General features: G+C 57.9%; 3 protein-coding genes. All 3 read right to left on the bottom strand.

Translation table 11 applies throughout. The features are described 5' to 3' along the window. Window positions 1-875: HAMP domain-containing protein (locus VGU61_RS03025; RefSeq protein ID WP_326857625.1), on the bottom strand; the 875-nt coding region annotated here is incomplete at its 3' end. 180 nt (window positions 876-1,055) lie between these two features. Continuing rightward, window positions 1,056-1,595, bottom strand: coding sequence for a hypothetical protein (locus VGU61_RS03030; RefSeq protein WP_326857626.1), 540 nt, complete (start codon window positions 1,593-1,595; stop codon window positions 1,056-1,058). Window positions 1,596-1,779: 184 nt separating this feature from the next. Next, on the bottom strand, window positions 1,780-2,254 hold a 475-nt coding region (locus tag VGU61_RS03035), incomplete at its 5' end, for a methyl-accepting chemotaxis protein (protein ID WP_326857627.1).

Genomic DNA, 2,254 nt, shown 5'->3' on the forward strand with positions numbered 1-2,254 from the left:
TCCGTGCGCGCCGACAGGTCGGCGTTGCCTGTCGCAATCTCGCGTGATGCGTTGCTGATGTATTCAGTACCCGTACGTACGTTGCCGACAATGTCGCTCAGGCTGCCATTCATTGTGCGCAGGGCATCGAACAACTGGCCGATTTCATCCTTGCTCTTTTCGTTGATGGTCGATGTGAGATCGCCGGTTGCGACACGGCGCGCGACATCCACTGCCTGCGTCAGCGGGACGGCGATGCTCCGGGTAATCATCCATGCGAACAGGCTGCCGATGCCGATCAGGACGGCACCGATCACATACAGCATTGCCATCAGGCGCTTGTCCGCGGATACGGAATTGCTCAGCACCTCGCGCGCGGCTAGCTGCTGCAATTCCACCAGCTTGTCCATCTCGGTGACGGCGCGTTGATTGACGGGATCGATCTTGGTGGAGATGACTTTTGCCGCGCTCTCGATGTTAAAGGCCAGAACCAGACCGATCGCCTCCTTGATAGGACCCTCGATCTGCTGATCGAGTTGGGCAATTTCATCAAGTACTTTCTTTTCCGCTTCGGTCAATCCCAGTGCCGCAAGCTTGTCGCGCGCTTCCGCATATCGCTTCTTCTGGGCTTTGACCTGCGCTTCTTCCTTTTGCATTGCGCTGACTTCGGATTGCAATCCGATATTCCGCATCGCCACGCCCCCTTCCAGCACGGCGCTTTTCATCGTGGCAGCCAGGACGCTTTTACTGTTCGACACTTCCAGGCCTTCAATCAGCTTTTCCTTGTTGCGACTGTTGAGAACATTGCTGACGATGATCATCAACGCCACGATCGCCAGGATGATGCCGAAGCCGGCGCCAAGACGTACACCGATACGCATGCTGCGCAGATTCATGATGACCCCTTCCTGTTTTGCACTGTTGCAGTTTTGCTGCTTGTTGTTGGATTTATCGTGCTACCCGCCTACTCGTTCCCACAGTCGATGATAACAACTTCATGACCCATAACACACCAAGTACTTATGTCAGTTTTCGAGATTCCTGATCGGCTGGCCAATCCTTTCAAGGGATTGTCGTCACTGACGAATGCCGCCACGAATGCGCGAGGCATGTTCAATTTCCCAACGCTGCTCTTCTTCCGGGATCCCGCTTATGGCTACGTATTGCAGATCCGGTAAAAAGATGCCGATGGCTATCGTCAACAAACCGGACGCGAGCATGCCCATGCAAGTGTCACGGCAGCTATTAATCGACGTGGCAGAATCTGCCGCACACATGTCATGAACGGGCAAACCGCAGGTTTTTGGCAGCGACGCTGCGGCTAGATAATCGCCGCTTCCAAAGAAGGCGGACGTTTTACCGATCAACGGTGGGCCGACATCTATTTGCTTCGCAGCGGCCGTCAGTGCCGCATTTGACGCCGGCGTGTTCGCGCGCCGGTTCGGTCCGGAGTCGGATGTGGTATTGGCGTCGAGCGGTTGCGCGGGACGCCGGAGTTCGCGCGCCTTTCCGGCAACGCTGGTCGGTGCAATGATGGCCGCTTGAGCCGAGGTGATGTCTGCACCGGCCTCGCGCATCCCTGTCGCGCCAGTCCGGTCGCGCGCCTTGTCGTTCACGATCTACCCCATGTTGTCATGCAACTCGCTCATCCGACACATACCTGGCGTTAGCAAGATACTTGCGCAGCGAAGAACGAGGCAAAACTTACCGCATGACGTGTACCCGTCTTGCAATCGGAGATCGCGAACATAATGCATTCCTATGACAGAACTGCGTTACGCCGCCTGCACCTGCCGGCGGCTAGAATTCTTCCCAATCATCCTCCGCTGGCGCAGCGATGCGCCTCTTTGCTGCCACGGGCGCCTGGGCCGCTCCTGACCTGGCCGATTGTCCGGGTGGCAACTGCTTCGGCGTGGATTTCTGTGCAACCTTCGGTGCCGATGGCGCGAGCGCGGCACGCGCTTGCGCGGTAGGCGCGGCCTGTTTCGCCGGGATACCTGTCGCAGGTGCACCGGCGTTGTTCAGTTTGAACACCGCTACCGCATTGGCCAGCCCGCCGGCCTGGTCCTGCATGCTTTGTGCGGCCGCCGCAGCCTGCTCCACCAGTGCCGCATTCTGCTGCGTCATCTCATCCATCTGGCTGATCGCCTGATTGATCTGTTCGATACCGCTGCTCTGTTCTTCGCTGGCGGCGGTGATTTCGCTCATGATGTCGGCAACATGCTTGACCGACGTGACGATCTCGTTCATGGTCGCGCCAGCCTCGTCCACCAGC

The sequence above is a fragment of the Noviherbaspirillum sp. genome (assembly GCF_035944575.1).
Classification (GTDB): Bacteria; Pseudomonadota; Gammaproteobacteria; order Burkholderiales; family Burkholderiaceae_D; genus Noviherbaspirillum.